A 23,940-nucleotide genomic window follows, 5' to 3' on the forward strand; every position below is an offset into this window, starting at 1 on the left:
GGACGCATTGCGTTTGCCTATCCTTTCCTGCCGATATATCGAATCATGAAGCCGGTAGGCTTCCTGCGTGGTTTAGGATGCCAGCAACTCCCGCGCATGCTTGCGCGTGGTCGCCGTGATTTCGAGGCCGCCGAGCATGCGCGCAATCTCTTCGATGCGCTCCTTGCTGTCCAACGGTTCGATGCTCGATACCGTGCGGCCGTCGACGTTGCGCTTGGCAACTTGGAAATGCTGATTTGCCTGGCTCGCCACCTGCGGCAAGTGCGTCACGCACAATACCTGCCGTTCCTGCCCCAGCCTTTTCAGCAAACGTCCAACGACTTCCGCGACGCCGCCGCCGATGCCGCTGTCGACCTCGTCGAAAATCAGGGTCGGCGTGGTGGTCGCGCTGGAAGTAATTACGGAAATGGCCAGGGAAATCCGTGCCAGTTCACCGCCCGAGGCAATCTTCGCCAGCGGACGCGCACTGGTGCCGGCGTGCCCGGCCACCATGAACTCCACCTGTTCCAGCCCATGAGCGGCAGGCTCGCAATGGTTGAGCGCGACTTCGAAGCGCCCGCCCGCCATGCTCAACTCCTGCATGGCGGCTGTCACCGCATCGCTCAATGTCCTAGCTGCCGCGGCACGCGCCTTGGACAATTTTTGCGCGGCAGTCATGTAAGCCGCCTTGAGCTTGTCTTCCTGAACACGCATAGCGTCCAGATCGCTGGCGTCGGCCAGTTGCCGCAACTGCGCCGACAGCGTTGCAAATTCCTGCGGCAAGTCGTCAGGGGCGACACGGAACTTGCGGGCGGTGGAATGAATCGCTTCCAGGCGCGCCTCCACTGCCTGCAGGCGTTCCGGATCGAGCTCGACGCGGCCGAGATAATCGTTGAGCGAATACACCGCTTCCTGCAGCTGGATGCGCGCCGGCTCCAGCGCTTCGAGCACCGGCTTGAGCGCCGCATCGACATCGGCCAGCTTGCCCAGCTTCTGGGTCAGCGCGGACAACTGCGACAGCATCGGGTTGTCGGCTTCGGAGATCGCGTTCAGCGCTTCCTGCGCGCCCTCGATCAGGCTGGCGGCATGCGACAGGCGGCTGTGTTCGTTGCTGATGTCGGTCCACTCGCCCGGCTTGACCGCGAGCTTTTCCAGCTCGCCGACCTGCCACTCGAGGCGCTCGCGCTCCAGCATGACATTCCTGGCATTGACCTCGAATTCTTCGCGCTGCTTGGCCAGCGCGCGCCATGCCTTGTACGCGGTGCCGACGGCCTTTGCCTCATCCAGCAGACCGGCCTGGCTGTCGAGCAGCACGCGCTGCGCATCGGCTTTGAGCAGCGACTGGTGGGCGTGCTGACCATGGATATCGACCAGCATTTCGCCCAGCTCGCGCAATTGCGCCGCCGTGGCGCTGATGCCGTTGATGAAGGCCTTGGAGCGGCCGGAATTGTCGATCACGCGGCGCAGCAGCACGCCGCCGTCGTCGTTGCCGAATTCATTGTCGGCGAGCCAGGAGTCGACTTCTCCGTGCGTGGAAAACTCGGCGGTGATGTCGGCTTTCGCTGCGCCTTCTCGCACCACGCTGGCATCGCCGCGGCCGCCCAATGTGAGTGCAAGCGCATCGATCAGGATCGATTTGCCGGCGCCGGTCTCGCCGGTGAGAACCGTGAATCCGGGCGCGAACTCAAGCTCGAGGGAATCGACGATCACAAAATCGCGAATGGAAAGTGTGCGCAGCATGTGGAGTGCTTATTCGATGTGGCGAAAACAAACCCGCTATTTTAACTGCCCTGCCACGGACGGGTACTCGTTCCAGTGAAGCTTTTCCCGTAGGGTATGGTAATAACTCCAGCCTTGCGGATGCAGGAAGGTAATGGTGTGAGCCGAACGCCGCACCACGATGCGATCGTGGTGCTGCAGGCTGGCGAGCGACTGCATGTCGAAATTAACACTGATGTCGCGCCCTCCCATGATCTCGATCACGATCGAACTGGAGTCGGGCACGACGATGGGACGATTGGACAAGGCATGCGGCGCAATCGGCACCAGCACGATGCCGGAAAGACTGGGATGCAGCAAGGGGCCGCCGGCCGACAATGCATAAGCGGTGGAACCGGTTGGCGTGGAAACAATCAGGCCATCCGAACGCTGGTTGTACATGAAGCGTCCATCGACCTCGACTTGCAATTCCGCCATGCCGGAAGTGGCGCCGCGCGACACGACGACATCATTGAACGCCAGCGCATGAAAAATCATTTCACCATTGCGCAGCACGGAGCCTTCCAGCAAGGCGCGCTGCTCCGACTCCAGCTTACCTTCAAGCATATCGGCCAGCAGCGGGATCATGCCTTCCTGGGAAATATCGGTCATGAAGCCAAGCCTGCCCTGATTAATGCCGATCAAGGGCACATTGTATGGCGCAAGCTGGCGCGCGATGCCGAGCATGGTACCGTCGCCACCGAGCACGATGGCCACATCCGCGTGTTTCCCAATCTCGGCAGGCGTCATCGCGACGGCATTGCTCAGCCCGACAGTTTGTGCGGTAGCAGCCTCAAAAACAACATCGTGTCCCGATGCAACGAGAAAGGCGGCAACCTCCGACAAGGATTCGGCAATACCTGCCATATACTTGCCGACGATGGCGATGGTCTTGAAGGCAGCAGGCGGAGCAAGTGGCTTGGAAGGCAACATGCAGCAGATTAGACCATAAATTGGCTGACTGTTACACAAGCCTCTCGTTGAAACGAATCATTTAGTACCAATATGGATGCATATGCCTGCTATCAAAGCCGTTCTGTTTGATCTCGACGATACGCTGTGGCCGATCGTTCCGGTCATCGAGCGCGCGGAGCACATCCTGTTCGATTGGCTGGCCGATCATGCCCCCGCCATCGCCAGCCAGTTTTCGATCGAGAGCCTGCGTGCGCGACGCCAGCAACTGATGGCAACCGACCCGGTTTACCAACTGGATTTGCGCCGCCTGCGCCATGCCGGATTAACCGAAGCATTTCTGAATGCCGGCGAGGATGTGGCACTGGTCGACAAGGCGATGGAAATCTTCTCGCACGCGCGAAATCAGGTGACGCCGTTCGACGACGTCCTGCCGACGCTGGCGCGACTGCGCGGCTTGGTGCCGCTGGGATCGGTGTCGAATGGGGTGGCCGACCTCGAAGCGATCGGTATTGCGCATTATTTCCATGCATCTCTGGCAGCGTACCGGATTGGCTGCGCCAAGCCCGACACCGCCATTTTTCACGCAGCCTGCGAAGCGATGGGCGTGGCACCGCAGGAAGCGGTGTACGTGGGCGACGATCCCTTGCTTGACGTACAAGGCGCACAACAAGCCGGGTTGCAAGGCATCTGGATTAACCGCCCGGAACTGGCACCGGCGCGAAAGCTACCCGCCCATGTGTGCCCGGACGCCATCTGCAATAGCTTTATTGAGCTGGAACAATGGATATACAAGCGGATAATAGAAGTCTAACAACAATCGAGCCTGAATCAGGCTTGATTGCAACAACACTGGTTCCCACTGCAGCGGCTCGCTAAAATAACGATATGCAACTCGATTCTCGTGCACAAACATTACTTAAGGCATTGGTTGAACGGTATATTGCCGACGGCCAGCCGGTCGGTTCGCGTGCGCTATCGAAAATCTCCGGCCTAGACCTGTCGCCGGCCACGATTCGCAACATCATGGCGGATCTGGAAGAAATGGGATTCGTCGCCAGTCCGCACACGTCCGCCGGCCGCGTGCCGACTCCGCGCGGCTACCGGGTGTTCGTCGACACCCTGCTGACCGTGCAGCAGATCGATGAAACCACCGTCGAATCGAAGCTGCAGCCGCGCCTGCATACCGCCTCGCAGCAAAAGATCATTGCCAATGCCGCGCAGGTCCTGTCATCGCTGTCCCAGTTCGCCGGCGTCGTGATGACGCCACGCCATGAATCGGTGTTCCAGCAGATCGAATTCCTGCGCCTGTCCGAAAAGCGCATCCTGCTGGTGATCGTCGCCCCCAACGGCGATGTGCAGAACCGACTGCTGCTGACCGACGTCGACTACACGCCGGCACAGCTGGTTCAGGCAGCCAACTACATCAACCAGCACTACGCCGGGGCCAGCTTCGACGACGTGCGCGCCCGCCTCCAAGGCGAGCTGCGCCAGCTGCGCGACGACATGACGCGCCTGATGCAGGCTGCAGTCGAGGCCGGCAGTGACGCGATGGCTGAGAGTTCCGACGACGTGGTGATTTCCGGCGAACGCAATCTATTGAGCGTGACGGATCTCGCATCCAACATGACATCGCTGCGCAAGCTGTTCGACCTGTTCGAGCAAAAAACCAGCCTGATGCAGTTGCTCGACGTATCGAGCAAGGCAAGCGGCGTGCAGATTTTCATCGGTGGCGAATCCCAGCTGGTGCCGGTCGATGAAATGAGCGTGGTGACGGCACCGTATGAGGTGAACGGCAGGATCGTCGGCACGCTTGGCGTGATCGGGCCGACCCGCATGGCGTACGAGCGCGTGATCCCGATCGTCGATATCACGGCCAAACTTCTGTCGAGCGCGCTAAGCCACTCCTAGAAGTGTTACGCCATCAGTTCGGCAATGATCTTTTCATTTGCCGCATCAAGCTGCATGAACTGAACTCCCGTTCTGAAGCCGTCCGTGCCGCTCAAGATACTGTAGATAACTTTTGCGCCTAACACGACCGGCACGTGCTTTCCAGTCAACGGCGCTTCAAACGCCACGGTACATGCCTGCCCCGCCTTCAGCTGCTCGGAAAAGAACAGGCTCAAGCCGCTGAGCGAAAGATCCATGGTGCGGCATGACAGCGGCGACCGCCCCGGCAGGATGAGCTTGGCGTGGCACCGGAATATCTTGCGCGGCAAACTTCTTGCTTCGATTTTCATTATCAAATTGCAAATATTATTTTTGTTCGGGACGCGCGAGCCCTTCAATACTACCGCCTAGCATCGGTGCAATGCCGGATGGAGCGCTGGCGAGGCCTTTGGCTGAACACCGTTGGAAAACGGCGAGTAAAGCGAGCGCTTAACGGTTGCGATGCGGGCAGTCAGTCTTGATGCAATGCCCGTACAGCGCCAATGCATGTTCGGCGATGTCAAAGCCGCGTTCCTTGGCTACGCGCTGCTGGCGCTTTTCGATTTCGTCGTCGAAGAATTCTTCGACGCGGCCGCAGTCCAGGCAAACCAGATGGTCGTGGTGCGAGCCTTCATTCAGTTCAAACACCGCCTTGCCGGTTTCAAAGTGATTTCGATGTAACAAACCCGCCTGTTCGAACTGGGTAAGCACGCGATAAACCGTCGCCAGGCCGACGTCCATATTTTCGGTCAACAAGATCTTGTAAACGTCTTCGGCGCTCAGATGACGTACCTGACTGTTCTGGAATATCTCAAGAATCTTCAGTCTCGGAAGGGTCGCCTTGAGGCCACTGGCTTTCAGCTCGGAAGGATTGCTAGGCATGTTGTTGGTCGGATTTCAGATATCTGCTTTATCATATAGTGTTTTGGCCCAATTGCTCAACGAATTGAGAATCCTTTAGAAGAATGAATTTCTCCCGCATTGATCGTACACCAGCCCTCGCCGGCGCGCTTTGCCTGGTTGCCGCCTGCCTGGCCGGGTGCGCATCGAAAAATCCCTTGATCGATGAGCCGGCCATTGCCAGCAAGGCGCCCGAACAGCAAGCGCAGAAAACCGAGGCAAAACCTGCCGACGACACTGCCGCCGTGACTACCGGCACGCCAACAGGAATCCGTCGCTTCCTCGGCATCTTCACGCCGTATCGGGTCGACGTCCAGCAAGGCAACTTCGTCTCGCGCGAAATGGTGACCCAGCTCAAGGAAGGCATGCAGCGCAAGGAAGCGATTACGCGCGAGCAAGTACGCTTCGCATTGGGTACGCCCTTGCTGACCGACATCTTTCACGCCGACCGCTGGGATTACGTCTTCCGTCTGAAAAAGCGCAGCGGCGAAATCATTTCGAGCCGCGTCACCGTCTTTTTCAAGGATAACCGGCTGGTACGCATCGAGGGCGGACTGCTCCCCACCGAGCAGGAATACCTGGCATTGATCGCGGGGTCCGCACCAGGCGCGACCCAACAAGGAAAATAATTCAACGGGCAGCACATGACTCAATTAAAAATCGCCGTAGCAGGTGCATCCGGCCGCATGGGCCGCATGCTGATCGAAGCCATTCAAAACGCCGAGGATGTCACTTTGGCTGGCGCACTCGACGTCGCCGCCGCGCCCAGCCTTGGCAGCGACGCCGCAGCCTTTCTCGGCAAGCCTGCCGGAGTCCCGATCGAAGCGGACCTAGGCAAGGGATTGGCCAACGCCGATTACCTGATCGACTTCACCCGTCCGGAAGGCACGCTGAAGCATCTGGCATACTGTGCGGCGCACGGTATCAAGATGATTATCGGCACCACCGGATTCGATGAGGCAGGCAAGGCCGCCATCGCTGCCGCAGCCCAAAAAACCGCAATCGTGTTCGCTCCCAACATGAGCGTCGGGGTGAACGTCACGATGAAATTGCTGGAACTGGCGGCGAAGAGTTTTTCGCACGGCTACGACATCGAAATCATCGAGGCGCACCATCGGCACAAGGTCGACGCACCGTCCGGCACCGCGCTCAAGATGGGCGAAGTCATCGCCGACGCTCTCGGTCGCGACCTGATGGATGTCGCCGTCTACGCGCGCGAAGGCGTAACCGGCGAGCGCGATCCGTCGTCGATCGGCTTTGCGACGATTCGCGGCGGCGACATCGTGGGCGACCATACCGTCCTGTTCGCCGGCATCGGCGAGCGCATCGAGATTTCGCACAAGTCGTCCAGCCGGGTCAGCTATGCGCTCGGCAGCCTGCGTGCGACACGCTTCCTCGCGGACAAGAAAACCGGCCTGTTCGACATGCAGGACGTACTGGGTCTGAAATAATACTGGGCCTGAAATATCATGCATGAGCGGGGCGATCAAGCGGCATGAAACCCGCCTCTTCATCGCTATTTGCCTTGGCCGCGGCAGCACTGCACGCGGCATTGATCGCTCTCGCAATCAATGGCCTGCGCGCGGGTCAACACAACGTACCACCGCGCAGGCCTGCCCAGGTACAGGTGCAGCTATTGCGAGAACAGCCCAAGGCCGCAGAAAAGTCACCCGCCACTCCGGTGCAACCGGAGCCACTACCGCAAAGGCCGGTGCACGAGCACAAACCCCGGACGATCCCTAAGCCAAAACCGCAACCGCGCGAGCAGCCGGCCGCCCCAGCCAAGACGCCGGAAGCCCCCGCACCGACGGCGCAACCGAGTCCAGATGCAGCACCGGCACCCGCGCGCTCCAATAACACTGCGCCACCAGCACCCGCGGCAACTGCGCCGGCCGCGCCCGTCAAACGCGGCGTTTTCGTCGATCCTACCTACCTGGCCACCGAAACGGAAAAGTGGTATCCGCGCCAGGCAAAGCGATACGGAGACCAGGGCACTGTCCTGCTTCATGTCACCGTATCACCGGCAGGCCGCGCCGAGAAGGTAGAATTAAAAAAGGGCAGCGGCTACCCGCTGCTCGATACGGCTGCGATCGACCTTGCGAAGTCGATCACCTATCGGCCGGCGACACTGGACGGCAAGCCGGTGTCCGACTCGTTCAACTTGCCGGTCACATTTCAATTACACGATTAGGATCAAGGCTCAAACAACCATGAACCAAACTCTCGGATTCGCGCATTACTGGGCTCAGGGCGATGTCGTCACGCACTCGGTCGCCTACCTGCTGCTGTCGATGTCGGTGGTCAGCTGGTATTACATTTTTTCGAAGGCGTGGAGCTCGTGGCGCATCCGCAGGAGCGCGGGCGCGCTCGAAGGCTTCTGGAAGGCGCCCACGCTCGATGATGCGATCGCCGTGGTCAAGAACGCCGACAGCGAGAACGTCTACACGCCGCTCGCCGCGCAAAGCGTGCAAGCGGCCAACGTGCGGTCCCAGGCCGGCTCGCTCAATGCGAACGTCGACCAGGGTGAACTGATCACCCGTACGCTGCGCCAGGAAATCAACCGCGTGTCCTCGCGCCTGGAAAGCGGATTGACGCTGCTGGCCTCGGTCGGCTCGACCGCCCCATTCGTTGGATTGTTCGGCACGGTGTGGGGCATTTATCATGCGCTGGTGGCGGTGTCGACTGCCGGCACGGTGCAGATCGACAAGGTGGCCGGCCCGGTCGGCGAAGCGCTGATCATGACTGCGCTCGGCCTGGTGGTCGCGATTCCCGCGGTGCTCGCCTATAACGCATTCACCCGTGTCAACCGCGTGACGCTGGCGGAACTGGACGCGTTCGCGCACGACTTGCACGCCTACCTAACAACCGGCGCGCGCGTCGGCAAATAATCAATCCGGAGCAAAATCATGGCATTCGGCGGATTCAACAACGACAAACAGGGCGCCCCGATGGCGGACATCAACGTCACGCCGATGGTGGACGTAATGCTGGTGCTGCTGGTGATTTTCATCATCACCGCGCCACTGTTTACGCACGCGATCAAGCTGGATCTGCCGGCGGCGCAATCGGCACCGGCGCCGGAAAAACCGGAGACGATTTCGCTATCGATCAACGGCGAAGGCAGGATCTTCTGGAACAACGATCCGATCGAGCAAAAGGATCTCGATGCCAAGCTGGGGGACGCGGCAAAGAAGCAGCCGCAGCCGGAATTGCAGCTGCGTGCCGACAAGGCGACGCGCTATGAAATCATTGCCCAGGTCATGTCTGCGGCGCAGACCAACGGCATGACCAAGATGGGATTCGTGACCGACTCGAAAGAAGCGCCGAAAAAGTAAGCGATGCCGACCGCGCGCCTGAACGGGATGGAGATCCGCAACTGGCAAGACTTTCATCGTGAAAGCCAGTCGGCGTTCGGTTTTCCCGAGTTTTACGGACGTAACATGGATGCCTGGATCGACTGCCTGAGTACCCTACGCGACGGCGACGGCATGTCCCAGTTGATGCTGGGACCGGACGAGGCGCTCGACGTCGAGGTGCTCTGTGCCGGCATTCTGCGGCGCCAAGCACCTGAAATCCTTGACGCGCTGATCGACTGCGTCGCCGCCGTCAACGAGCGTTACGCGGAAAACGGCGAAAAACCGGCACTCAGCCTCCTTCTTCGTTGATTTTTCGACGAATTTCAGCCCTGCCACGGCGGTAACAGCCGGTGCCGAACCAGTATAATGGCGGGTTCAAATCCACTTTCTCAGCCTCATCCGTCATGCAAGAAAAATATCTCCCCGCCGACGTCGAAAAAGCGGCGCAAGACCACTGGCGCGCCATCGACGCGTACAAGACCGTCGAACACGCGAAAGACAAGAACGGCCGCGACAAGAAGAAATTCTATGCTTGCTCGATGCTGCCCTACCCTTCGGGCAAGCTGCACATGGGGCATGTGCGCAATTACACGATCAACGACATGTTGACGCGCTTTCTGCGCATGAATGGCTACAACGTCCTGATGCCGATGGGCTGGGACGCATTCGGCCTGCCCGCCGAAAATGCAGCGCTGAAGAACAAAGTACCGCCGGCACAGTGGACATACGACAACATCGCCTACATGAAGAAACAGATGCAGGCGATGGGTCTAGCGATCGACTGGTCGCGCGAAGTTGCCACCTGCGATCCAAGCTACTACAAGTGGAACCAGTGGCTGTTCCTGAAGATGCTGAAAAAAGGCATTGCCTACCGCAAGACCCAGATCGTGAACTGGGACCCGGTCGATCAGACCGTGCTCGCCAATGAACAGGTGATCGACGGCCGCGGCTGGCGCACCGGCGCGCTGGTCGAAAAGCGCGAAATCCCGGGCTACTACCTGAAGATCACCGATTACGCCGAAGAACTGCTCGACTGCGTCGCCAACAAGCTGCCCGGCTGGCCGGAGCGCGTGCGCCTGATGCAGGAAAACTGGATCGGCAAGAGCGAAGGCGTGCGCTTCGCCTTCTCGCACGACATCAAGGATGGCGAAGGCAAGCTGATCCAGGAAGGCAAGATGTTCGTCTTCACGACGCGCGCCGACACCATCATGGGCGTGACCTTCTGCGCCGTGGCGCCGGAGCATCCGCTCGCCACGCATGCGGCAGCCTCGAACCCGAAGCTGGCCGCCTTCATCGAGGAATGCAAGAAAGGCGGCACCACCGAAGCCGAACTCGCGCTGCGCGAGAAGGAAGGCATGCCGACCGGACTGTTCGTCACCCATCCGCTGACCGGTGCGCAAGTCGAAGTCTGGGTCGGCAACTACGTGCTGATGAGTTACGGCGACGGCGCCGTGATGGGCGTGCCGGCGCACGACGAGCGCGATTTTGCGTTCGCGAAAAAGTACAACCTGCCGATCAAGCAAGTCATCGCGGTGGAAGGAGAAAGCTATTCGACCGACGCCTGGCAGGAATGGTATGGCGACAAGCAGCGTGGCGTGACGGTCAACTCCGGCGCGTATGACGGCCTGAGCTACAAGGCCGCCGTCGACAAGATCGCTGCCGACCTGGCCGTCAAGGGTAACGGCGAGAAGAAGACTACCTGGCGCCTGCGCGACTGGGGCATCTCCCGCCAGCGCTACTGGGGCACGCCGATTCCGATCATCCACTGCGACGATTGCGGTTCCGTCCCGGTGCCGGAAAAGGACTTGCCGGTCGTGCTGCCGCAGGATTGCGTACCGGACGGCACCGGCAATCCGCTCAACAAGCGCGAGGATTTCCTGAAAGTCGACTGCCCGTGCTGCGGCAAGCCGGCGCGGCGCGAGACCGACACCATGGATACCTTCGTCGATTCGTCGTGGTATTTCATGCGCTACTGTGATCCGACCAACAACGAAAAGATGGTCGCCGGCGGCACCGATTACTGGATGCCGATGGACCAGTACATCGGCGGCATCGAGCATGCGATCCTGCACCTGCTGTATGCGCGCTTCTGGACCAAGGTCATGCGCGACCTGGCGCTGGTGAAGATCGACGAACCCTTCGTCAACCTGCTCACGCAGGGCATGGTGTTGAAAGGCGCGTTTTTCCACAAGCCGGCCGACGCCGGCAAGAACTACTACTGGGAACATGAAGTCGACGTCATCACCAACGAGCACGGCCAGATCGTCGGCGGCAAGCTGAAGAAGGACGGCACGCCGCTCGAATACGAAATGACGACGATGTCGAAGTCGAAGAACAACGGCGTCGATCCGCAGGAGCTGATCGACCAGTACGGCGCCGACACCGCGCGCCTGTTCGTGATGTTCGCCTCGCCGCCGGAGCAGACGCTGGAATGGAACGACGCCGGCGTGGAAGGCGCGCACCGCTTCCTGCGCCGCGTCTGGACCTACGCGCATGCGCAGTCGGTCCGCATTGCGGCAGCCGGCGCGCTCGACGCCTCCGCCTTGAACGAGCAGCAGAAGGCGTTGCGGCGCGAAGTGTACAAGATCCTGCAACAAGCCGAGCACGACTATAAGCGCCTGCAGTACAACACTGTCGTGTCGGCCTGCATGAAGATGCTCAACACGCTGGAAGACGCCAAGCTCGACGATTCGGGCGCGGCCGTCGCCAGCGAAGCATTGTCCATCTTCCTGCGACTGCTCAGCCCGGTGGCGCCGCACATCACTTCCGTGCTGTGGAACGAACTCGGCTTTGCCAAAGTACACGGCGACATCCTCGATGCGCCATGGCCGCAAGTCGACGCAGGCGCGCTCGAACAGGCGGAAATCGAACTGGTGGTCCAGGTCAACGGCAAGCTGCGCGGCAGCGTGAAGGTGCCGAAAGCAGCCGACAAGGCCGCGATCGAAGCCGCTGCGCTGGCAAATGAAAACGTAAAGAAATTTGTCGAAGGCACACCGAAGAAAGTGATCATCGTGCCCGGCAAGCTCGTCAACATCGTAGCCTGATCGAATCGGAATGCCCATGATACGTCGCGCAGCTTGTATTCTTGCCCTGGCAACGCCACTGATGCTGTCTGCATGCGGTTTCCAGCTGCGCGGCTCGGGCGATACGGCACTTCCGTTCAAGAGCATTTATGTCGGGTTGCCGGAAAACTCGGCGCTCGGCTCCGAGCTGAAGCGTTATATAAGGGCGGACGACCACACCCAGGTGGTCAGCGACCCGAAGGCGGCGCAAGTCATACTCGATGTCCTGTCCGAGTCGCGGGAAAAAGCCATCCTGTCGCTGAACACGCAAGGACGCATCCGCGAGTACACGCTTTACTACAAGCTGCGTTTTCGCGTGCGGGACGGCCAGAACAAGGAATTGATCGCGCCCACCGATATCACCTTGAAGCGGGACATCAGCTTTAACGAATCGGCCGTGATGGCAAAGGAAAACGAGGAAGCGCTGCTGTATCGCGACATGCAGAGCGACCTGGTGCAGCAGCTGCTGCGGCGCCTGCACGCGATCAAATCGGCGTGATGCAAACCACGGCAAGGAAGACGGATGCAACTGCGGCTTGACGCTCTGGACGCGCACCTGGCGAAGTCGCTCGCGCCGCTCTATGTCATCACCAGCGACGAGCACCTGCTTGCGCTGGAAGCCGCCGACAAGATCCGCAAGGCGGCGCGCGCGCAAGGGCTTTCCGAGCGCGAGGTATTGGTGGTCGAGCGCAGCTTCAAGTGGGGCGAGCTGCTTGCCGCCAACCAGTCGCAGTCCCTGTTCGGCGACCGCAAGCTGATCGAGCTGCGCATCCCAACCGGAAAACCAGGCAAGGACGGCGGACAGGCGCTGCAGGAATACGTGGCGAACCTGAACCCGGATAACGTGACGCTGATCACGTTGCCCAAGCTGGATTGGGCAACGCAGAAAAGCGCGTGGGTGGCAGCCTTGCAGCAGGCCGGCATGTATCTCGACATTCCCCTGGTGGAGCGCGCACAGCTGCCGGGCTGGATCGGCAACCGCCTCGCCGCGCAAAGGCAGAGCGTCGATCGCCAGAGCATCGATTTCATCGCCGATCGCGTGGAGGGCAACCTGCTGGCCGCGCACCAGGAAATCCAGAAGCTCGCCCTGCTCTACCCGGAAGGCAAACTGAGCTTCGAGCAGGTGCAGGACGCAGTGCTCAACGTCGCCCGCTACGACGTATTCAAGCTGAACGAGGCCATGCTGGCGGGCGACGTGGCGCGCCTGGTGCGCATGATCGAAGGCTTGAAGGGCGAAGGCGAGGCGCTGCCGCTGGTGCTGTGGGCGATGACCGAGGAAATCCGCACCCTGCTGCGGCTGAAGGCGGGCGTCGCGCAAGGCAAGGCGCTCGGCGTGCTGATGAAGGAGTCCCGCATCTGGGGGCCGCGCGAGAGGCTGATGGAACCGGCGCTGCGGCGCCTGAAGCAGCCGGCGCTGGAAGCGGCACTGCAGGAAGCGGCGCAAATCGATAAGATGGTCAAGGGATTGCGGGCGAAGGCTTTTGCCGGCGACGCATGGGATGCATTGCTGCAGCTCGGTCTGAAGGTCGCGCGGTAGCATTTAAGAACAGTTATCAAGCAGGCTCATCGAAAAATGGACATCAAGCTCTACATGAACGAGGTCGGCCAGCGCGCGCGCAAGGCATCGCGCGCCATGGCCAAGGCGGATACCGCAGCGAAGAACCGGGCGCTGGCATTGATTGCCGCAGCCATCCGGCGCGATGCCGATGCGCTGCGCGCCGCCAACCAGAAGGATCTGGAAGCGGCCCGCGCCAACGGCCTGGCGCCAGCCATGCTGGACCGCCTGACCCTGTCGGACAAGGCGATCGCCACCATGGCCGAAGGCCTGGAGCAGATCGTGTCCCTGCCGGACCCGATCGGCGAAATCTCGAACATGAAGTACCGTCCGACCGGCATCCAGGTCGGCCAGATGCGCGTGCCGCTCGGTGTGATCGGCATCATTTACGAAGCGCGTCCGAATGTGACAGTAGACGCTGCCGGCCTGTGCATCAAGAGTGGCAATGCGACGATTTTGCGCGGCGGCTCGGAAGCGATCCACTGCAACCAGGCGCTGGCGAAGCTGGTGAAGGAAGGACTGGCCGGCGCCGGCTTGCCGCAGGACGCAGTGCAGATCGTCGAGACCACCGACCGCGCCGCCGTGGGCGAAATGATCACGATGCCGCAATATGTGGACGTGATCGTGCCGCGCGGCGGCAAGGGTTTGATCGAGCGCCTGATGAAGGAATCGACGGTGCCGATGATCAAGCACCTGGACGGCATTTGCCATGTCTACATTGATGACCGCGCCGATATCGAGAAGGCGCTGAAAATTTCATTCAACGCGAAATGTCATCGCTACGGCACCTGCAACACCATGGAAACGCTGCTGGTGGCGCGCGCCATTGCCCCGCAAGTGCTGCCGAAGCTGGCCGAGCTGTACGGCACCAAGGATGTCGAACTGCGCGCCGACGATGAAGCGCGCGCTATTCTCGCCGGCTATCCGCACCTCGCCGCCGCCACCGAGGAAGATTGGCGCACCGAGTATCTGGCCGCGATCCTGGCGGTGAAACTCGTCGACGGCATTGACCAGGCGATCGAACACATCAACACCTATTCGTCGCAGCATACCGACGCCATCGTCACCGAAGACTACAGCCGCGCGATGCGCTTTTTGCGCGAAGTCGACTCGGCGTCCGTCATGGTCAATGCCTCGACGCGCTTTGCCGACGGATTCGAATACGGGCTCGGTGCGGAAATCGGCATTTCGAACGACAAGCTGCATGCGCGCGGTCCGGTCGGCCTGGAAGGACTGACGTCGCTGAAGTACGTGGTGTTCGGGCATGGCGAAGTGCGCGAATAATCTCTCACAAGAACGGAAAATTCATGTACCTCTGGGTAAAAGCGCTGCACATCATTTTTGTCGCCTCCTGGTTCGCGGGGCTGTTTTACCTGCCGCGCATCTACGTCAACCTGGCCATGGAAAGCGACCAGAAAGCGTCGGCGCGCCTACTGCTGATGGCACGCAAGCTGTACCGCTTCATGACGGTCCTGATGATCCCGACGCTGATCTTCGGACTGTGGCTGTGGCTCGGTTACGGCATCGGCAAGGGCCCGGGCAATGCGTGGATGCACGTCAAGCTGGCTATCGTCGTGCTGCTGGTCGGCTACCATCATGCGTGCGGCTCGCTGCTGAAGAAGTTCGAAAAGGGCGCAAACACGCGCAGCCACGTCTGGTATCGCTGGTTCAACGAAGTGCCGACCATCGGGCTATTCATCGCCGTCATCATGGTCGTGGTCAAGCCGTTCTGATTTTCCTCATCGCCGGGCGAGCGCCGCCCGGTCATTTTTCACGGATAAAGGGTTCCCCATGTCGCATTCATTTTTCTGCCCCTGCCCGCGCGGCCTCGAAGCCGCTCTCGCCGAGGAAATCGGCGAAATCGCGCAACACAGCCGCACGCTCAAGGTTCACAACCAGGTGCCGGGCGGCGTGCATTGCTCAGGCGTGCTCGCCGACTCCTATCGCATCAATCTGCACTCCCGCATCGCCTCGCGCGTGCTGCTGCGCATCGCGCACGGCAGCTACACCAACGAAAACGACATCTATGACCTGGCGCTGGCCGCGCCGTGGGAGGAATGGTTCGATGTGGACCACACCATCCGGGTCGACCTCACCGCGATCAAGTCGCCGCTGAAAAGTCTGGAATTCACCACGCTCAAAATCAAGGATGCGGTGTGCGACCGCTTCCGCGACCTGTATTCGAAGCGGCCCTCGGTCAACACGCGCACGCCCGACATGCGCATCGTCGGCTTCCTCGATGCGCGCACCTTTACGCTGTACCTTGATACGTCGGGCGAGGCACTGTTCAAGCGCGGCTGGCGCCAGGAAACGGGCGACGCGCCGCTGCGCGAAAACCTGGCGGCCGGACTGCTGCGCGTGTCGGGCTGGAAGCCGGGCACGGTACTGTTTGATCCGATGTGCGGCTCCGGCACGATCCTGGTCGAAGCGGCCCAAATCCTCTCCGGCATTCCGCCCGGCGCGCGCCGCCATTTTGCATTCGAAAAGTTCCACGATTTCAATGCCGAGGAATGGCTGGCCATCAAAGGCAGTTTCAAGCCGGCTCCGTTGCCGACCGCACCGTCCATCTTCGGCAGCGACATCTCGGGCGACATGATCGTCATGACCCGCAACAATCTCCACAATGCCGGCATCCAGTTCGAGGTGCCGTTAAAGCAGATCGAAGCGCAGGAAGTCAAACCACCGACTGAACAAGCGGGCATCCTCCTGACCAACCCGCCCTACGGCGAGCGCATCGGCGTGCGCGGCGACCGTTCGCAAGAACCGGACGAGATGGCGGCATCCTTCTACAGTGCGTTCAGCACCACGCTGAAGCAGCGCTTTGCCGGCTGGCAGGTTTTCCTGTTTACCGCCGATCTCGGCTTGCCCAAGATGCTGCGCCTGAAGGAATCGCGCAAGACGCCGTTCTTCAATGGCGCACTGGAGTGCCGGTTGTTCCGCTTCGAGATGGTGGCGGGATTTAACCGGCGCGAAGAAGCGAAGCCGAAGCAAGCATAAGGTGTTGCACCGCTCCTGACACAATGCTGTCAGGAGCCCTCCTGCATGATGCATCCATGCCATGTGGCATACCACTTTCAAGGAGCGCATCATGCAAACGAAAATCAATTGGTTCGAAATCCCCTCCACCGACTTCTCCCGCGCCATCAGCTTCTATGAGCGCATCTTCGATACCAAGCTGAGAATGGAGCAGTTCGGGGAAGTCCCGATGGGGATTTTCACTGCGCACGACGGCGACGGCGTGGGCTGCGTCGTGCACGGCGAACATTTCATTCCGAATGAAAACGGCCCGATCCTGTATCTCGATGCGGACTCCGGCCTCGACAAGATTTTGGCGCGCATCGAATCCGCCGGCGGGCGCATCCTGATGGAGAAAATGGCATTGCCGCGCAACCTCGGCTATATCGCGCACTTCATGGATACCGAAGGCAACCGGCTGGCGCTGCATGCGGAGCAATGAGCGGTCGCTGGACGGGGCAGGACGCCTTTGCCAAAATGACGCAATGCAAGCGTACTGTCCATTCATCATCCGCAACCTCGAACCGCCGCGAGGAGCCCGGCTCTAATGCGCCGCGCCGACCGCCTATTTCAGATCGCCCAGTATCTGCGCGGCCGGCGCCTGACGACTGCCAGACAGCTGGCAGACTGGCTAGCCGTGTCGGAGCGCACGATCTACCGCGACATCCGCGATTTGTCTCTGTCCGGCGTGCCGGTCGAAGGCGAAGCCGGGGTCGGCTATCGCATCAAGGCTGGATTCGACTTGCAACCGCTCATGTTTTCTCCCGACGAAATCGATGCCCTCGTGATCGGCATGCGCATGGTGCAGGCGTGGGGCGGCCCGCAACTGGGGGCGTCGGCCGCCGCCGCGCTGGCCAAGATCACGCTGGCCTTGCCCAAGGATAAGCGCAGCTTCGTCGAGGCCTCCGCGCTGTTCGCCCCGGCCTTCCATATCGATCCCTTGCACGGCGAACGGCTGGAAGCCATCCGCAAGGCGATCGCACAGCAGCGCAAATTGCAGCTGGAATATGCCGACGTCGAAGCGAAGGTGTCGCGTCGCGTGATCTGGCCGCTGGCGCTCTACTTTTTCGGGGGCACCTGGCTGATCGCGGCCTGGTGCGAGCTGCGTTGCGACTTCCGCTCGTTTCGCCTGGATCGCGTGCAGCTGCTCGCCACGGCGGAAGCCTATCCCAGCATCGAAGGAAGGCGGCTCGCCGACTTCGTTCGCACGGTGCAACGCAATCGCCCACGCAGCTGAGCGTCGCGCAAACTCCGGAGGTTTGCGCTATTCTTGACTCTTTGCTTATCCCCATTCGCGACCGGCAAGGAGAGGAATCATGCTGCAACATGTCAAAGGTCTGCCCAAGCTGAACGATGGCGCGCTGCTGCGCAATCAGGCCTATCTGAACGGCGCCTGGGTCGGTGCCGAAACCACTTTCGAAGTGACCAATCCGGCCGACGGTGCAACCATCGCCTCCGTGCCGAACATGGGTGCGGAAGAAACCAGGATGGCGATCGACGCCGCCCATGCCGCCTTCCCCGCGTGGGCGGCGAAGACTGCCAAGGAGCGCGCCGCCGTCATGCGCAAGTGGTTCGAGCTGATGCTGCTGCACGCGAACGACCTCGGCATCCTGATGACGGCCGAACAAGGCAAGCCGCTGGCCGAAGCCAAGGGCGAGGTCATGTATGGCGCCAGCTTCGTCGAATGGTTCGCGGAAGAAGCCAAGCGCGTGGCGGGCGACGTGATGGCATCCACCTGGAGCGACAAGCGCATGCTGGTGCTCAAGCAGCCGATCGGCGTGTGCGCGGCGATCACGCCGTGGAACTTCCCGATTGCGATGATTACCCGCAAGGTCGCCCCCGCGATTGCCGCGGGCTGCACCATCATCATCAAGCCCGCCGAACAGACGCCGCTGTCGGCGCTCGCGCTGGCGGAGCTGGCGCACCGCGCGGGCCTGCCGCCGGGTGTGATGAATGTCGTGACGGCGGATGCGCAGCGCTCGATCGAAGCCGGCAAGGTGCTGTGCGACAGCCCGATCGTGCGCCATCTCTCTTTTACCGGCTCGACACCGGTCGGCCGCATCCTGATGCAGCAGAGCGCACCGACCGTCAAGAAGCTGGCGTTGGAACTGGGCGGCCATGCGCCGTTCATCGTGTTCGATGATGCCGACCTGGACGCGGCGGTGGAAGGCGCGCTGATCTCGAAATACCGCAATGCCGGCCAGACTTGCGTATGCACCAACCGTTTCTATGCGCACGAATCGATCTACGATGCGTTCGTCGAAAAGCTCGCGGCCGGGGCCGCCAAGATCATGGTGGGCAACGGCTTCGCGCAAGGCGTCACGCAAGGACCGCTGATTGACGAGCAGGCGGTGGCCAAGGTGGAGGAGCATGTGGCCGATGCGGTGGCCAAAGGCGCGAAAGTGCTTGCTGGCGGCAAGCTGCATGCGCTGGGCGGCAAGTTCTACGAGCCGACTGTGCTCGGCGGCGTCACCGCCGACATGAAGGTCATGCGCGAGGAGACTTTCGGCCCGGTCGCGGCGGTAACGAAGTTCAAAACGGAGGAAGAAGCGGTTGCCGCTGCCAACAATACCGAATTCGGCCTAGCAAGCTACTTCTATTCGCGCGATATCGGCCGTATCTGGCGCGTCGCGGAAAAACTGGAATACGGGATGGTCGGCATCAACACCGGCATCATTTCGAATGAGGTGGCGCCGTTCGGCGGCGTCAAGCAATCCGGCCTGGGCCGTGAAGGATCGAAATACGGGATCGATGAATACCTAGAGATGAAGTACCTGTGCATGGGCGGCATTTAAGTTTCACTCGGCCGGGGTGAACTCATCATCCCCGGCCGGGCACCGGATCATTTGCTGGCCACGATCCTGCCGCCCTGCAGTTCGAGTTTTGCGCCACCCATATCATCCGGCACCTGCCAGCACTGCTGCCCGATCCGGACTTCCACGCCGTAGAAGATCTCGCTCGCCACTTCCACGGTCGCCTGTTCGGCCAGTTCCACTTTCGCGCGCAGCGCCTTCAGCTCCGAGGTCAAGTGGTCGATTTCGGCAAGCAGCTGGCGGCGCGTCGCCTCCACCTTTTCCGCCACGCCGCCGGCGCCCTTCTGCGGATTTTGCTTGAAGTAGGCTAGAAGCTTGACGACACGGTCGACTTCATCGCACTTGCGCTTGAATTCGAGCTCCTTGCCGGCAATCTGCTTTTCCAGGTACGGATCGATGCCGACCTGCACACAGGTTTTCATGCCAGTCGACGCGCCGAGCGAACCGGTGGCGACCCGCATGGTTGCCTGCGTCTGCCCGCCCATGATCTGCCCCGAGCGCGAGCCCGCCTTGCCGACCACAATCTCTTCGCCGGCAATCAGCTCGCATTGTCGTGCGCTGCGTCCGATCAGGATCGACTTGGCCGCCTCGGCATGCACGTTCTCCATGAACAGCGCCTGGATCGTGCCGCCGGCGTAGATTCGCGCTGTCGTTTCCGGCAATGCGTGCGAGCCGGGCCGCGAATCCGGATGCCCCATGACGCCGCCACGCACCGCCACATTGCCGCCGGCATGGATCTGTGCGGCCTCCACCACGCCGTTGACGATGACGTCGCCCGACACCTTGATGTGCATGCCCGCCTTGATGTCGCCGCCGACATGCAGCGTTCCTTCGAACGCAATGCTGCCGGTGCTCAGGTCCACATCGAGCACTTCGATCACCGGGTTGACCATCACGCCATCGTTTAGCGGCATTGGCTGGCCGCCGGATGTCGCCACCAGCAGGTTGGGGTTGCTCTGGTCGGGGCAGGCGCCTTGCAGCTCCGCCCGAAACGGGACATCGGGCGTGGACCGCGGAAGGATCGGCTGCCCCTTGATATTGGTGCCGTTCTTTCCCGGGACGGCCGGCTCGCGACGCATCAGCTTGTCCCCGGGCTGGACCAGCTGCAGATGGCACAGGTCGGCATACTTGATGCGCTCGCGGTCGTCCTCGTCGGACGGCTGCTGTTCCTTGTTGTACAGCGGTTCGAAATGGGTCTGGATGCCTTCCTGCGGCGGGATGCCGCGCGCGATCGCGACCCGGTTGCAGTAGCCGGCAGAGAACGCCGCGGCCAGCTGGTCGGGCAGGATGCCGAAGATGATGCCTTGCCGGCGCAGGTCGTCTTCCACTTCCTCGCGCGCGACCGCCTTGCCGCCTTGCGGCGGCACCAGCGTAAACCAGGCAGTCATCAGGTCGCTATCGACGGTCAGCGAATACTCGCCGTCGCGCCGCGCGCCGATGACGCACTCGACCTGCTCCTTCGCGTCACGGCAGCTGGCGACAAAGTCGTCGATCGCCTTGTCATCCAGGTAAAAGCCGCCCCAGCCGCCATCGCTCAGGGCCTGCTTGACCGATGCAGCATCCGCCACCGGCACGCCAGATGCCGGATTAAACCATACATGCAATTCGCCCTTTTCCTCATTCAGGGAAAACAGCAGCGATTGCGAGTTCATGTCAGCCATGGGCTCGACTCCTCAATCAAGCGAAGAACGCGGGTGCCGCGTAGCCGTCCCGTGTTGCGGCGACGGAGCCTACGGTCTTTTGTTGATTAATAGTAACAGAGACAATTGACAAATAACATCTTTATGGTAGATGCGCCTTGGCCACATATTTCCAAAAATGAAACGTATCCTTGGGTTGTGCCGGATGCAGCGCAGGCCCTGTCTTCCTCCATTTGTCCCGCCAGGTGTCGACGCATTTGCCTCACCTGCGCAATCCCGCGTAGAATTGCGGTTCTCGCGGGTGTAGCTCAATGGTAGAGCAGAAGCTTCCCAAGCTTACGACGAGGGTTCGATTCCCTTCACCCGCTCCAGATCGAACAGGCACCGAAGTCAGGTGCCTTTTTTATTGGCCCCGAACCGTCCTCATCGTCCAGAGTCATCATGTCCGACAATCAAGCCGCCGACAGCAAGCCGATGCTGTACGACCCGACCGAGCACCGCATCCGCAGCTTCGTGACACGCGCCGGCCGCCTGTCGACTGCACAGGCCAGGGCAATCGAGACGCTCGCGCCGCAATTCTGCATTCCTTACGTGAAGGCGCCTTTCGATTTCAGCCAGGCTTTCGGGCGCAGTGCGCCGACCATCCTCGAAATCGGCTTCGGCATGGGCGACACCACGGCGAAGATTGCCGCTGGCATGCCGGAGAAAAACTTCATCGGCGTGGAAGTCCATACGCCTGGCGTGGGCAGCCTGCTCAAGCTGATCGGCGAGCAGAACCTCGCCAACCTGCGCATCATCCAGCACGATGCGTTCGAGGTGATCACGCACATGATTGCCCCCGAATCGCTGGCGGGCGTGCACATTTTCTTCCCCGACCCCTGGCACAAGGCGCGCCACAACAAGCGGCGCCTTATTCAGTCACCGTTCGTCGAGCTGCTGTGTTCGCGGATCACCTCCGGGGGGTACCTGCACTGCGCCACCGACTGGCAGGACTACGCGGAGCAGATGCTGCAAGTGCTGGGCGCGGAACCATCCTTGCGCAACACCGCAGAGACGTATGCCCCCCGTCCGGCCTACCGGCCGGTGACCAAGTTCGAGAACCGCGGCCTGCGGCTCGGGCATGGGGTGTGGGATCTGGTATTTGAAAAGCGCTGAGGGCCGGTTTTAAATCCGGCCCTGAGAACCAGCCTGGATCAGGTCAGTTCCACAATCAGGGATACGATTTCTTCGCCATACGTCTCGAGCTTTTTCTCGCCGACGCCCGAGACGTTGCGTAATTCGTCAAGCGTACCCGGTTTGACCTTTGCGATTTCGCGCATCGTCGCGTCGTGGAAGATCACGTAGGCCGGCACATTGTGCTTGCGCGCGGTTTCGACGCGCCACCAGCGCAGCTTGTCGAAAATAACCTGCTCCTCTACCGACAAGTCGGCTTCGACATAGCCCTTGGGCTTGGCGGCCTGCCGCTTCTGCTTCACCGGTTTCTGATACTGCCGCAGCTGCACCGGGCGTTCCCCGCGCAGCACCGGGCGGGCTTCTTCCGTCAGCTTGAGCGAGCCGTAGGCATCGTGATCGACCACCACCAGGCCCAATGCGATCGCCTGGCGCAGAATGGCGCGCCACTCCGCCTCGCTGATGTCGCTGCCAATGCCGAAGGTAGTCAGCTTTTCATGCCGCCACTGCTTCACTTTCTCTGAATCGGTACCGCGCAACACATCGATCACATGGCCGGCACCGAAGCGCTGCTCGACCCGGTAAATCGCCGACAGCAGCTTTTGTACGGAAACAGTGCCGTCGAAGGAGACCGGCGGATTGAGGCAAGTATCGCAATTGCCGCACGGGTCCGACTGTTGGCCAAAGTAGTCCAGCAGACGCACGCGGCGGCAGTTGAGCGTTTCGCACAGGCCGAGCATGGCGTCGAGCTTGCCGGTCTGCACGCGCTTGAAGCTTTCGTCCGCTTCGGACTCGTCGATCATGCGGCGCTGCTGCACCACGTCCTGCAAGCCATATGCCATCCATGCATCGGCGGGCAAGCCGTCACGTCCGGCACGGCCGGTTTCTTGGTAATAGCCCTCAATACTCTTTGGCAAATCGAGATGCGCGACGAAGCGTACATCCGGCTTGTCGATGCCCATCCCGAAAGCGATGGTTGCCACCATCACGATGGCGTCTTCGCGTAGGAAGCGCGCCTGGTTCGACGTGCGCGTCGCGATATCCATGCCGGCGTGATAAGGCAAGGCCGACACGCCGTGAGCGTTGAGGAATTCTGCCGTTTCCTCGACCTTCTTGCGCGACAGGCAATACACGATGCCCGCTTCGCCCACATGCTCGTCCTGGATGAAGTCGAGCACCTGCTTGCGGCCATTGCTCTTTTCGACGATCTGGTAACGGATATTGGGTCGGTCGAACGAGGACACGAATTGCATCGCGTCCTCGAGCTGCAGTCGGTGCGCGATTTCGGCACGCGTCTGGGGATCGGCTGTCGCCGTCAGCGCGATGCGCGGCACGTCGGGATAGCGTTCGTGCAGCACCGACAGCTTCATGTATTCGGGCCGGAAGTCGTGGCCCCACTGCGACACGCAATGCGCTTCGTCGATCGCAAACAGCGCCAGCTTCGACGCGTCCAGCAGTTCCAGGCAGCGCTGCGTGAGCAGGCGCTCCGGAGCGACGTACAGCAAGTCGAGTTCACCGTTGCGTACCTTGCGTTCGGTGCGCATCGCTTCGTCGAAGGTCTGAGTAGAATTGAGGAATGCCGCGCGCACGCCGACTTCTGCCAGCGCATCGACCTGATCCTGCATCAGTGCGATCAGTGGCGACACGACGACGCCGACGCCGGGGCGCAGCAAGGCAGGAATCTGGTAGCACAGCGACTTGCCGCCCCCCGTCGGCATCAGCACCAGGGCATCACCGCCGCGCGCAACCTGCCCTACAATCTGCGCCTGCTGCCCGCGAAAGGATGGATAACCGAAGATGGTTTGCAGTACATCCAGTGCCTTGCTGTCAATCTGGTCAAGCATCCTCGTA

Annotated in this window: 24 protein-coding genes and 1 tRNA gene; 19 read left to right on the plus strand and 6 right to left on the minus strand. The window is 61.1% G+C overall.

Going from position 1 to position 23,940, the window contains the following annotated elements; genetic code table 11:
* Positions 1-72: 72 nt before the first annotated feature.
* Positions 73-1,719 carry a DNA repair protein RecN gene (gene recN / locus TSA66_RS14615; protein ID WP_040040510.1) on the minus strand — a complete coding sequence of 549 codons (1,647 nt, stop codon included), beginning with the start codon at positions 1,717-1,719 and terminating at the stop codon, positions 73-75.
* A 36-nt stretch (positions 1,720-1,755) separates the two neighbouring features.
* Complete coding sequence (locus TSA66_RS14620) at positions 1,756-2,670, minus strand: NAD kinase (protein WP_040040511.1); 915 nt, start codon at positions 2,668-2,670, stop codon at positions 1,756-1,758.
* 82 nt (positions 2,671-2,752) lie between these two features.
* Here TSA66_RS14620 and TSA66_RS14625 point away from each other — a divergent pair, with 82 nt between their 5' ends.
* Both TSA66_RS14625 and hrcA read left to right on the plus strand, forming a co-directional pair.
* Complete coding sequence (locus TSA66_RS14625; RefSeq protein ID WP_084200010.1) at positions 2,753-3,463, plus strand: HAD family hydrolase; 711 nt, start codon at positions 2,753-2,755, stop codon at positions 3,461-3,463.
* A 74-nt stretch (positions 3,464-3,537) separates the two neighbouring features.
* Positions 3,538-4,560, plus strand: coding sequence for a heat-inducible transcriptional repressor HrcA (hrcA, locus tag TSA66_RS14630; protein WP_040040513.1), 1,023 nt, complete (start codon positions 3,538-3,540; stop codon positions 4,558-4,560).
* 5 nt (positions 4,561-4,565) lie between these two features.
* Here hrcA and TSA66_RS14635 read toward each other — a convergent pair whose 3' ends face one another.
* Positions 4,566-4,937 carry a PilZ domain-containing protein gene (locus tag TSA66_RS14635; RefSeq protein WP_157691701.1) on the minus strand — a complete coding sequence of 124 codons (372 nt, stop codon included), beginning with the start codon at positions 4,935-4,937 and terminating at the stop codon, positions 4,566-4,568.
* A 91-nt stretch (positions 4,938-5,028) separates the two neighbouring features.
* Positions 5,029-5,460 carry a ferric iron uptake transcriptional regulator gene (gene fur, locus TSA66_RS14640; protein ID WP_040040515.1) on the minus strand — a complete coding sequence of 144 codons (432 nt, stop codon included), beginning with the start codon at positions 5,458-5,460 and terminating at the stop codon, positions 5,029-5,031.
* 83 nt (positions 5,461-5,543) lie between these two features.
* Here fur and TSA66_RS14645 point away from each other — a divergent pair, with 83 nt between their 5' ends.
* The 15 genes from TSA66_RS14645 to TSA66_RS14715 all read left to right on the plus strand — a co-directional run bounded on the left by TSA66_RS14645 (position 5,544) and on the right by TSA66_RS14715 (position 19,261).
* Positions 5,544-6,107, plus strand: coding sequence for an outer membrane protein assembly factor BamE (locus TSA66_RS14645; RefSeq protein ID WP_040040516.1), 564 nt, complete (start codon positions 5,544-5,546; stop codon positions 6,105-6,107).
* 15 nt (positions 6,108-6,122) lie between these two features.
* Complete coding sequence (dapB, locus tag TSA66_RS14650) at positions 6,123-6,929, plus strand: 4-hydroxy-tetrahydrodipicolinate reductase (RefSeq protein WP_040040517.1); 807 nt, start codon at positions 6,123-6,125, stop codon at positions 6,927-6,929.
* 44 nt (positions 6,930-6,973) lie between these two features.
* Positions 6,974-7,669, plus strand: a complete 696-nt coding sequence (locus tag TSA66_RS28020; RefSeq protein WP_052452337.1) for an energy transducer TonB — start codon at positions 6,974-6,976, stop codon at positions 7,667-7,669.
* A 19-nt stretch (positions 7,670-7,688) separates the two neighbouring features.
* On the plus strand, positions 7,689-8,366 hold the full coding sequence (locus TSA66_RS14660) for a MotA/TolQ/ExbB proton channel family protein (RefSeq protein WP_040040518.1): 678 nt from the start codon (positions 7,689-7,691) through the stop codon (positions 8,364-8,366).
* Between the two features lie 18 nt (positions 8,367-8,384).
* Positions 8,385-8,813 carry an ExbD/TolR family protein gene (locus TSA66_RS14665; protein WP_040040519.1) on the plus strand — a complete coding sequence of 143 codons (429 nt, stop codon included), beginning with the start codon at positions 8,385-8,387 and terminating at the stop codon, positions 8,811-8,813.
* A 3-nt stretch (positions 8,814-8,816) separates the two neighbouring features.
* Positions 8,817-9,143: a barstar family protein gene (locus tag TSA66_RS14670; protein ID WP_040040520.1), complete on the plus strand. Its 327-nt coding sequence runs from the start codon at positions 8,817-8,819 to the stop codon at positions 9,141-9,143.
* A 95-nt stretch (positions 9,144-9,238) separates the two neighbouring features.
* Positions 9,239-11,878, plus strand: coding sequence for a leucine--tRNA ligase (gene leuS / locus TSA66_RS14675; RefSeq protein ID WP_040040521.1), 2,640 nt, complete (start codon positions 9,239-9,241; stop codon positions 11,876-11,878).
* 16 nt (positions 11,879-11,894) lie between these two features.
* Positions 11,895-12,395, plus strand: coding sequence for an LPS-assembly lipoprotein LptE (locus TSA66_RS14680; RefSeq protein ID WP_040040522.1), 501 nt, complete (start codon positions 11,895-11,897; stop codon positions 12,393-12,395).
* A 24-nt stretch (positions 12,396-12,419) separates the two neighbouring features.
* Positions 12,420-13,433: a DNA polymerase III subunit delta gene (gene holA, locus TSA66_RS14685; protein ID WP_040040523.1), complete on the plus strand. Its 1,014-nt coding sequence runs from the start codon at positions 12,420-12,422 to the stop codon at positions 13,431-13,433.
* A gap of 36 nt (positions 13,434-13,469) precedes the next feature.
* Positions 13,470-14,735, plus strand: coding sequence for a glutamate-5-semialdehyde dehydrogenase (locus TSA66_RS14690; RefSeq protein ID WP_040040524.1), 1,266 nt, complete (start codon positions 13,470-13,472; stop codon positions 14,733-14,735).
* Between the two features lie 23 nt (positions 14,736-14,758).
* Positions 14,759-15,184, plus strand: coding sequence for a CopD family protein (locus TSA66_RS14695; protein WP_040040525.1), 426 nt, complete (start codon positions 14,759-14,761; stop codon positions 15,182-15,184).
* Positions 15,185-15,242: 58 nt separating this feature from the next.
* Positions 15,243-16,448 (plus strand): THUMP domain-containing class I SAM-dependent RNA methyltransferase, encoded by a 1,206-nt coding sequence (locus TSA66_RS14700; protein WP_040040526.1) that lies wholly within the window; start codon positions 15,243-15,245, stop codon positions 16,446-16,448.
* A gap of 91 nt (positions 16,449-16,539) precedes the next feature.
* Positions 16,540-16,908: a VOC family protein gene (locus TSA66_RS14705; protein WP_040042612.1), complete on the plus strand. Its 369-nt coding sequence runs from the start codon at positions 16,540-16,542 to the stop codon at positions 16,906-16,908.
* Positions 16,909-17,013: 105 nt separating this feature from the next.
* Positions 17,014-17,703, plus strand: coding sequence for a helix-turn-helix transcriptional regulator (locus tag TSA66_RS14710; protein WP_040040527.1), 690 nt, complete (start codon positions 17,014-17,016; stop codon positions 17,701-17,703).
* A 79-nt stretch (positions 17,704-17,782) separates the two neighbouring features.
* Entirely contained in the window at positions 17,783-19,261 is a 1,479-nt protein-coding gene (locus tag TSA66_RS14715) for an NAD-dependent succinate-semialdehyde dehydrogenase (protein ID WP_040040528.1), read from the plus strand.
* A 47-nt stretch (positions 19,262-19,308) separates the two neighbouring features.
* Here TSA66_RS14715 and TSA66_RS14720 read toward each other — a convergent pair whose 3' ends face one another.
* A complete protein-coding gene (locus TSA66_RS14720; RefSeq protein ID WP_040040529.1) occupies positions 19,309-20,940 on the minus strand; it encodes a DUF342 domain-containing protein in 1,632 nt (543 codons plus the stop codon).
* A gap of 276 nt (positions 20,941-21,216) precedes the next feature.
* On the opposite strand from TSA66_RS14720, the gene TSA66_RS14725 reads away from it, so the two are divergent.
* Positions 21,217-21,290, plus strand: a tRNA-Gly gene (locus TSA66_RS14725).
* 103 nt (positions 21,291-21,393) lie between these two features.
* Positions 21,394-22,074 (plus strand): tRNA (guanosine(46)-N7)-methyltransferase TrmB, encoded by a 681-nt coding sequence (gene trmB / locus TSA66_RS14730; protein ID WP_040042613.1) that lies wholly within the window; start codon positions 21,394-21,396, stop codon positions 22,072-22,074.
* A gap of 38 nt (positions 22,075-22,112) precedes the next feature.
* On the opposite strand, the gene recQ is transcribed toward trmB, so the two are convergent.
* The gene (gene recQ / locus TSA66_RS14735; RefSeq protein ID WP_040040530.1) at positions 22,113-23,933 is read right to left on the minus strand and encodes a DNA helicase RecQ; all 1,821 of its coding nucleotides are present in this window, start codon (positions 23,931-23,933) and stop codon (positions 22,113-22,115) included.
* Positions 23,934-23,940 lie beyond the last annotated feature (7 nt).

Source organism: Noviherbaspirillum autotrophicum (assembly GCF_000818395.1).
Classification (GTDB): domain Bacteria; phylum Pseudomonadota; class Gammaproteobacteria; order Burkholderiales; family Burkholderiaceae_D; genus Noviherbaspirillum; species Noviherbaspirillum autotrophicum.

Bases quoted from the DNA above. Each gene is read 5' to 3' on its own strand.
- TSA66_RS14690 (WP_040040524.1), top strand. From the start codon at position 13,470: ATGGACATCAAGCTCTACATGAACGAGGTCGGCCAGCGCGCGCGCAAG.
- leuS (WP_040040521.1), top strand. From the start codon at position 9,239: ATGCAAGAAAAATATCTCCCCGCCGACGTCGAAAAAGCGGCGCAAGAC.
- recN (WP_040040510.1), bottom strand. From the start codon at position 1,719: ATGCTGCGCACACTTTCCATTCGCGATTTTGTGATCGTCGATTCCCTC.
- recQ (WP_040040530.1), bottom strand. From the start codon at position 23,933: ATGCTTGACCAGATTGACAGCAAGGCACTGGATGTACTGCAAACCATC.
- TSA66_RS14720 (WP_040040529.1), bottom strand. From the start codon at position 20,940: ATGGCTGACATGAACTCGCAATCGCTGCTGTTTTCCCTGAATGAGGAA.
- TSA66_RS14695 (WP_040040525.1), top strand. From the start codon at position 14,759: ATGTACCTCTGGGTAAAAGCGCTGCACATCATTTTTGTCGCCTCCTGG.
- TSA66_RS14665 (WP_040040519.1), top strand. From the start codon at position 8,385: ATGGCATTCGGCGGATTCAACAACGACAAACAGGGCGCCCCGATGGCG.
- TSA66_RS14645 (WP_040040516.1), top strand. From the start codon at position 5,544: ATGAATTTCTCCCGCATTGATCGTACACCAGCCCTCGCCGGCGCGCTT.
- TSA66_RS14715 (WP_040040528.1), top strand. From the start codon at position 17,783: ATGCTGCAACATGTCAAAGGTCTGCCCAAGCTGAACGATGGCGCGCTG.
- dapB (WP_040040517.1), top strand. From the start codon at position 6,123: ATGACTCAATTAAAAATCGCCGTAGCAGGTGCATCCGGCCGCATGGGC.
- holA (WP_040040523.1), top strand. From the start codon at position 12,420: ATGCAACTGCGGCTTGACGCTCTGGACGCGCACCTGGCGAAGTCGCTC.
- TSA66_RS14625 (WP_084200010.1), top strand. From the start codon at position 2,753: ATGCCTGCTATCAAAGCCGTTCTGTTTGATCTCGACGATACGCTGTGG.
- hrcA (WP_040040513.1), top strand. From the start codon at position 3,538: ATGCAACTCGATTCTCGTGCACAAACATTACTTAAGGCATTGGTTGAA.
- TSA66_RS14620 (WP_040040511.1), bottom strand. From the start codon at position 2,670: ATGTTGCCTTCCAAGCCACTTGCTCCGCCTGCTGCCTTCAAGACCATC.
- TSA66_RS14670 (WP_040040520.1), top strand. From the start codon at position 8,817: ATGCCGACCGCGCGCCTGAACGGGATGGAGATCCGCAACTGGCAAGAC.
- TSA66_RS14700 (WP_040040526.1), top strand. From the start codon at position 15,243: ATGTCGCATTCATTTTTCTGCCCCTGCCCGCGCGGCCTCGAAGCCGCT.
- TSA66_RS28020 (WP_052452337.1), top strand. From the start codon at position 6,974: ATGAAACCCGCCTCTTCATCGCTATTTGCCTTGGCCGCGGCAGCACTG.
- trmB (WP_040042613.1), top strand. From the start codon at position 21,394: ATGCTGTACGACCCGACCGAGCACCGCATCCGCAGCTTCGTGACACGC.
- TSA66_RS14705 (WP_040042612.1), top strand. From the start codon at position 16,540: ATGCAAACGAAAATCAATTGGTTCGAAATCCCCTCCACCGACTTCTCC.
- TSA66_RS14660 (WP_040040518.1), top strand. From the start codon at position 7,689: ATGAACCAAACTCTCGGATTCGCGCATTACTGGGCTCAGGGCGATGTC.
- TSA66_RS14680 (WP_040040522.1), top strand. From the start codon at position 11,895: ATGATACGTCGCGCAGCTTGTATTCTTGCCCTGGCAACGCCACTGATG.
- fur (WP_040040515.1), bottom strand. From the start codon at position 5,460: ATGCCTAGCAATCCTTCCGAGCTGAAAGCCAGTGGCCTCAAGGCGACC.
- TSA66_RS14710 (WP_040040527.1), top strand. From the start codon at position 17,014: ATGCGCCGCGCCGACCGCCTATTTCAGATCGCCCAGTATCTGCGCGGC.